At 69.7% G+C, this 5969-nt stretch carries 12 protein-coding genes; all 12 read left to right on the top strand.

From position 1 onward, the window contains the following. Nucleotides 1-256: hypothetical protein (locus tag ABD378_RS43505; RefSeq protein WP_344530970.1), on the top strand; the 256-nt coding region annotated here is incomplete at its 5' end. Between the two features lie 103 nt (nt 257-359). Continuing rightward, complete coding sequence (locus ABD378_RS43500) at nt 360-782, top strand: hypothetical protein (RefSeq protein ID WP_344530968.1); 423 nt, start codon at nt 360-362, stop codon at nt 780-782. 19 nt (nt 783-801) lie between these two features. Then, nucleotides 802-1062 (top strand): hypothetical protein, encoded by a 261-nt coding sequence (locus tag ABD378_RS43495; RefSeq protein ID WP_344530966.1) that lies wholly within the window; start codon nt 802-804, stop codon nt 1060-1062. After that, on the top strand, nt 1059-1736 hold the full coding sequence (locus ABD378_RS43490; protein WP_344530964.1) for a hypothetical protein: 678 nt from the start codon (nt 1059-1061) through the stop codon (nt 1734-1736). The genes ABD378_RS43495 and ABD378_RS43490 overlap by 4 nt, the downstream gene beginning before the upstream one ends. A gap of 114 nt (nt 1737-1850) precedes the next feature. Then, nucleotides 1851-2474, top strand: a complete 624-nt coding sequence (locus ABD378_RS43485; protein ID WP_344530962.1) for a hypothetical protein — start codon at nt 1851-1853, stop codon at nt 2472-2474. Next, nucleotides 2471-2869, top strand: coding sequence for an ASCH domain-containing protein (locus ABD378_RS43480; protein ID WP_344530960.1), 399 nt, complete (start codon nt 2471-2473; stop codon nt 2867-2869). Before ABD378_RS43485 ends, ABD378_RS43480 begins: the two co-directional genes overlap by 4 nt. Continuing rightward, nucleotides 2862-3200, top strand: coding sequence for a hypothetical protein (locus ABD378_RS43475; RefSeq protein WP_344530958.1), 339 nt, complete (start codon nt 2862-2864; stop codon nt 3198-3200). Before ABD378_RS43480 ends, ABD378_RS43475 begins: the two co-directional genes overlap by 8 nt. Beyond that, entirely contained in the window at nt 3193-3399 is a 207-nt protein-coding gene (locus ABD378_RS43470; RefSeq protein WP_344530956.1) for a hypothetical protein, read from the top strand. Before ABD378_RS43475 ends, ABD378_RS43470 begins: the two co-directional genes overlap by 8 nt. Nucleotides 3400-3613: 214 nt before the next feature. Then, nucleotides 3614-4066, top strand: a complete 453-nt coding sequence (locus ABD378_RS43465; RefSeq protein WP_344530955.1) for a hypothetical protein — start codon at nt 3614-3616, stop codon at nt 4064-4066. An 86-nt stretch (nt 4067-4152) separates the two neighbouring features. Next, entirely contained in the window at nt 4153-4629 is a 477-nt protein-coding gene (locus ABD378_RS44295) for a WhiB family transcriptional regulator (RefSeq protein WP_386547074.1), read from the top strand. Beyond that, entirely contained in the window at nt 4626-5438 is an 813-nt protein-coding gene (locus ABD378_RS43455) for a hypothetical protein (protein WP_344530954.1), read from the top strand. The genes ABD378_RS44295 and ABD378_RS43455 overlap by 4 nt, the downstream gene beginning before the upstream one ends. Before the next feature lie 11 nt (nt 5439-5449). After that, nucleotides 5450-5947, top strand: a complete 498-nt coding sequence (gene ssb / locus ABD378_RS43450; protein WP_344530953.1) for a single-stranded DNA-binding protein — start codon at nt 5450-5452, stop codon at nt 5945-5947. Nucleotides 5948-5969: the final 22 nt, after the last annotated feature.

Below are 5969 nucleotides of genomic sequence, written 5' to 3'. Positions count from 1 at the left end.
GCTCCTCGAACGCGCCGACAACACCAGCGACGCCAGCGAATACAACTCCCTCATGCTCGGCATCGCCGCCCTCGCCGGAATCCGCATCCACTACGGCGGCGAGGTCCTCCGCTGCTCCTGCATCTGCGTGTGCCCGAAGGTCTTCGACAACGCCGACCCGGACGCCCGGACCATCGAAGTGTCCGCCGGGTTCAACCTGCCGATCCGCCAGTGCCCCACCTGCGCCGACCGGCACCCCACACCCGACCTGGACTGACCCACAGACTCCCCGGCCGCGGACGGAGCCGACCCTCCGCGGCCGGGTGCTTTCGCCTCGCACCACCCCAAGACCTCACACACCGACGGCAGGGGAGACCCCCATGTCCAGCACCGGCACCATCCTCCGCACCGCCGCCCAGCTCTACGCCTACTACGGCCACCACAACGGCCCCCACTTCGCCGGCTTCGACGGACGCCTCGACCCCGTGGCAGCGATCTTCCGGGCGATCACCGGGCACACCCCGCACTGCTTCATCGACGACGACGACATCGCGCTGCTGCTCATCACCACCAACGCCCCCGCCATGGACGCCATCCGCGCCCTGTCTGCCGTGCTGCCCACCGAGCCCCCGCTCACCGACGGCGTCGTCGACCACATCGAGCACATCAGCGACCTGACCGCGTACGCCGCCCTCGGCCAGCCGCCCGCCACCCCCGACGTGGTCCTCGGCAACTTCGCCCGCGCCGCCCAGGCCGCCGACACCCTCGCCTCCCTCCCCACCCAGCGCCCCCACGCTGCCTGACCGGAACGGACCCCACGCCATGACCACCATGACCATCGCCCCGGCCACCTGCGGATTCTCCGCCGACGACCTGAACCGCTTCGCCGGACGCGCCGACGCCTACGACGACCACGGCGTACTCACCCTCGACGAACTCAACGTCCGCGCCGACTACATCACCGACCTCCACCCCAACCTCGCCTACGCCCAGGGCTACACCGCATACGTCAAGGGCGCCCAGCTCGAGCAGCAGTTCATCTCCGGCCGCACGGACACGACGACCGCAGGAGGCTACCGATGAGAACCCGCACCGCGTCCACCACCGCGTTCACCGCGACCCTCGCCCTCGGCGCCGTCCTCCTCGCCCCCACCGACGCGAACAGCGCCACCACCCCGATCACCTCCGGGACCGGCTGGAAGCTCCAGGCCCCCGCCATCACGCATGTCGACAGCCGCTCTTGGACCATCGCGTTCCACGATGCCGCCTCCCGAACCAAGCTCACCCCGTACCTGAAGAGGACGGCCGCCGAGCTCACGTCCTACCTCGGCGTGAAGATCACCGTTTCCACGCGGATCGTCCCCATCACCCGCGGCACCTGCCTCACCAGCCACGTCATCAGCTATCGCTACATGAGCAAGCCCGACCCGGCATCCCCCAACCGGTCCTTCACCGGCACCTGCGCCACCAGCACCCGCGCCGCCCACAGCGCCTACGTCTACATCAACGCCGACTACTGGTCGCCGACCCGCCGCTTCTCCGAGCCCGTCCGCAAGAACGTCATCTGGCACGAGTCCGCCCACGCCGTCGGCCTCTCCCACCCCAACACCTGCCCCACCAACAAGGCTGGCCTGCGCCCCCTGATGTGTGCCGACACCTACAAGGACCTCCGCGACCGCCGATACAGCCCCTACGAGGCCACCGCCTTCCGGCAGCTCGTCAAGAACCGCGCCTACACGGCGGTGGGGGAGCGGTGACCTGGCCGGCGGCCATCGCCACCGCCATCGGCGTCGCCGCCCTCACCCTCCTCCTCATCCACCAGCACCGGAGCACACCCCGCACCACCACTTCCCGCAGGACGGAGCCAGACCGTGAGCACCAAAACCAGCAACAGGCGCCCCACCGCCCCCCAGACGAAGCCCCGCACCAACACAACGCCTGACCACCCCCACACGGTCGACCTCCACAAGCGCCCACACCTCACCCTCACCAAAAACCCCGCCCCCACCAAAGCGGCTCTCCCCACCCGCCCCTGGATGACCGACGCCCAGGGCTACGCCACCCTCGCCGCGCTCCTCGCCGACATCACCACCCCCCACCTCTCCGCCTGGACCGACATAGGCAACGACAACGCCACCCGCCCCCACACCGACGGCACCCTCACCTACCAGCACGCCACCCACACCCTCACCTGGACCGCCACCTGCCCCCAAGGCACCCACCACAACTACCCGATCACCGCCCCCGGCGACCTCAAAGCCGCACGCACCCACCTCGCCTGGTGCCAAGACCGCCACACCCCCACCAGCCCCGTCCGCAGCCTCGCTGACGCCTTCGGCCACGACACCGACCGCACCCTCGCCGACAGCCTCACCCGCTCAGACAGCGGAACCACCGACACCCAGCCCCTCACCGCCGCAGCCATCCGCGCCGGACTCGAAGCCCGCACGCAGGAGGCCGACACCGACCAGCCGAAGGAGCACCCCGAGCCGTGAAAGCCCTCACCGTTCGCCAGCCCTGGGCCGGTGCCATCGCCCACCAGACAAAGCGCGTAGAGAACCGCACCTGGAAGCTCCCCGCCGCGCACGAGGGCGCCCGCATCCTCATCCATGCCGGAGCCCAGCGGGACCGCGACGCCATCGTCTACGGCGAACACCTTGACGTGTACTCCGCGATCGTTGCTATCGCCACGGTCACCGGATGCCACTTCGACGACGGCAACCAGGTCTGCTGCAGCTACTGGGCCCAGCCCGGCCTCTACCACTGGTCGCTCGCCGACGTCGTTGCCCTCCCCGAGCCGGTGCTCGCCAAAGGGGCGCTCGGCTTCTGGACGCCCGACGACGACCTCGTCGCCACCGTTGCCCACCAACTGGAGGCCGTCCGTGCCTGAGCAGATCCCCGAGCCCGTCGTCCGCGCAGTGGAGTACACCGTGAACTGCGTACCCGATGACGGCTACCACTTCGAGATCCGCGTTCAGCACCGCGGCAAGGGTCGCTACGCCGTCACCCGCCACGGCCACAGTTGCCTCGGAGCCGACGGCACCTGGGACCGAGGCGTCAAGGAGTACGACCGCGGCGACGCCTGGCTCAACGCCCACCGCCTCGACCTCGACACCGCCCTGAACCTCGCCAAGAAGGCCGCCCCGCACGTCACCGTCAACGGCTACACCGTGGCCGACGCCCTCGCCATGCAGCAGAAGCGACGTGAACGCGATGGCTGACCAGGACACGGCGTACGTCGACACCCTCGCCGGACAGCTCTGCACCCGGCACACCGCGCTCCTCGCCACCGCGGAGAACGACCTCGCCCTCGCCCGCGGACGCCTCGCCATCGTCACCGCATGGATCCAGGACTCACACCACGACCAGACCGCCCGCACAGCCCTCGCCCACGACCTCGGCCTCCCAGGACCCCGATGAACAGCTACCTCATCGCCTGCTACGGCAAAGCCCGCTTCCCCAGCCGCAGCGCCGCCCGACGCCGAGCCCGACAGATACGCGGCACCGGCGGACCCGCCTTCACCAACTACCGCTGCCGATGGTGCCGCCACGTCCACCTGGCCCACCGCCCAGGCCAAGCCACCCACCTACGCGCCGGACCCCACGGCCCCATACCCGTCCAGGAGTACGCAGCGTGACTATGACCGCCCCCGAACCCCACACCACCCGCCCCCGGGCCTGGCGCCTCGCCCTCCCCGCAGAGACCACCCTCATCAACGCCAACGACCGCATGCACCCAGCGAAGCGCGCCTCCTTCGTCAAGGTCATCCGACAAGCCGCATGGGCCATGGCCCGGCACCACAAACTCCCCGCCCTGGAACGCGCCCACGTCTTCTACGTCGTCCACCCCGACACGAAGGGGAGGCGCCGCGACCCCGGTAACTGGTCGCCCTCCGCCAAAGCCGCAGTGGACGGCCTCGTAGACGCCGGCGTCCTCCCCGACGACGACCACACCCGCCTCCTCGGCCCCGACCCCCGCATCGGCACACCGGTCAAGGGCGCCCAACTCGTTCTGTGGGTCACCGACCTCGACCAGATCAGCCCCGAACACCTCCAACTCCTCAACCCGCCGGACCTCGCCCCGTGAGCTCCACAGCGGCCGCCACGTGCCGCCGTACGAGACATGCCGCCCAAACCGTCGACAGCCCCCACCCGCGTGAGGAGACGCCCCCGATGCTCAACCTCGTCATCCCCCAGATCGCCGGATCCGACTGGCGCAAGTACGCCGGGTGTCGGCAAGTCGATCCGGAACTGTTCTTCCCCGGGAAGGGCCCGGCCGGAGCCGCCCAGGCGCGGGACGCGAAGCAGGTCTGTTCGCTGTGCCCGGTCGCCGTGCGGTGCCTGCAGTGGGCGCTGACGAACCGGCAGGACTCGGGGGTCTGGGGAGGGATGACGGAGTCGGACCGGCGTGTGCTGCACGGTCGGCGGCCTGGGCGGACGCGTCCGGCGTCGGGCAAGCCGGTGGCGCAGGAGCTGCTGGACATGCGCGGGCAGGAGTTCCTCGAGCTGCAGCGGAAGGGGAGGTCGCCTATGGAGATCGCGCAGTCGCTCGGTACGAACGTGCAGACCGTGAACAACATGCAGCGGCTCTACGAGCAGTTGCAGGCCGATGCGTCCCGCGCTGTGGAATCGGCGGGGGTGGCGGCATGAGCGGGATGACGGTGGAGGAGCGCGGGGACTTGGCCGAGCGGCTGCTGCCCGTGGCGGCGAACCTGGTCACGCTGGTCCACGGGGATGGCGGTCCGCAGGACGTACACGGTGTGCTGGCCACTCTGGACAGCCACGAGAAGGATGCACTCCTGGTTGTCCTGGCCGGCCTGGTGGATCCGGAGCAGCCGCTGGGGAAGGCCCTGGGGTGGCTGGAGTTCACCGAGGACCGGGATTTGGCGGTCCCACCGTGGACGGACGGAAGGGCTGTGCGGGAGCTGGCTCCTGAGCCGGTGGTCGAGGCCGAGGCTATCGATCCGGTGGCGGTACGCCGGTACGTGCAAGGGTCTGGCGTTGAGGTGAGCGAACCGGAGCGGCTGGCTGCTGTCCGCGAGCTCGCTGCGGCGGGCATGTCGTACACGGACATCGACTCCCTGCGTGCCCTGGAAGGCGGGGACACGGGAAAGTTCGTGAACCGGATGAAGAAGCGGCACGAGCGCAGTGGCCGCCCCTTCCCCGCAATCCATGCACACAGCAAGCCGGACGCGTTCACCCCGGTCCAGGCCCGTCAGCTGCGGGAACGGTATGCCAGTGAAGACGTCACCGACCTTGAGCTGGCGATGAGCTGGGGTGTGACCCGCAAGACGATGACGGCGCTGCTGAGCGGCGAAACGTACCGGACTGCTGGCGGGCCGATCCGGGAGAAGCGCACGAAGGCGTCTGCGGCGTCGAAGCAGGGGTTCATCGGGCATCCCAACGCGGGGCGGCCGGATGGGTTCGCTGCGGTCCCCTATAACCAGATCCGATTCTGAGGAGCAGCAGCATGAGCTTGCCGACGATGACCGGTACCGCCCGCTTGATCGACAATCCGGAGCTGCGGTTCGCCGCAGGGTCGGGGAAGGCCGTGGTGAAGGTACGCCTGGCGTTCAACGCACGGAAGAAGGACCCCACCTCGGGGGATTGGGTAGATGGGGACAGCTTTTTCATCGACGGGACTGCCTTCGAGCAGGCCGCGGAGAACATCGCCTCGTCCTTGGAGAAGGGCATGGAGGTGATCGTGTCGGGGCGGCTGCGTACGGAGCGGTGGGAGACAAAGCAGCAGGAGAAGCGGTCGGCGCCGGCGCTGCTCATCGACTCGATCGGCCCGTCGCTGCGGTCGGCTACGGCGGTGGTGTCGAAGGCGGGTTCTGGTAGTGGCCGGCAGGAGTTCCAGCAGGCGCGGCAGTCGGCGGGTTCGGGGGATCCGTGGACGTCGGCGTCGCAGCAGGCGGGGCAGGGCGGCGGGGGGTCGTGGGGGAGTGGGGAAGAACCTCCCTTCTAGACGTGGTGGTTGGTGGGAGGGG

It is taken from the genome of Streptomyces rectiviolaceus (assembly GCF_039533825.1).
Taxonomy (GTDB): domain Bacteria; phylum Actinomycetota; class Actinomycetes; order Streptomycetales; family Streptomycetaceae; genus Streptomyces; species Streptomyces rectiviolaceus.
Note: the sequence above shows the minus strand (reverse complement) of the source record. Positions and strands in the feature narration are given on the sequence as shown.

What these genes read in the sequence shown, in the direction of transcription:
- ABD378_RS43490 (WP_344530964.1), top strand. Translation starts at nt 1,059, where the DNA reads ATGAGAACCCGCACCGCGTCCACCACCGCGTTCACCGCGACCCTCGCC.
- ABD378_RS43455 (WP_344530954.1), top strand. Translation starts at nt 4,626, where the DNA reads ATGAGCGGGATGACGGTGGAGGAGCGCGGGGACTTGGCCGAGCGGCTG.
- ssb (WP_344530953.1), top strand. Translation starts at nt 5,450, where the DNA reads ATGAGCTTGCCGACGATGACCGGTACCGCCCGCTTGATCGACAATCCG.
- ABD378_RS43495 (WP_344530966.1), top strand. Translation starts at nt 802, where the DNA reads ATGACCACCATGACCATCGCCCCGGCCACCTGCGGATTCTCCGCCGAC.
- ABD378_RS43470 (WP_344530956.1), top strand. Translation starts at nt 3,193, where the DNA reads ATGGCTGACCAGGACACGGCGTACGTCGACACCCTCGCCGGACAGCTC.
- ABD378_RS43500 (WP_344530968.1), top strand. Translation starts at nt 360, where the DNA reads ATGTCCAGCACCGGCACCATCCTCCGCACCGCCGCCCAGCTCTACGCC.
- ABD378_RS44295 (WP_386547074.1), top strand. Translation starts at nt 4,153, where the DNA reads ATGCTCAACCTCGTCATCCCCCAGATCGCCGGATCCGACTGGCGCAAG.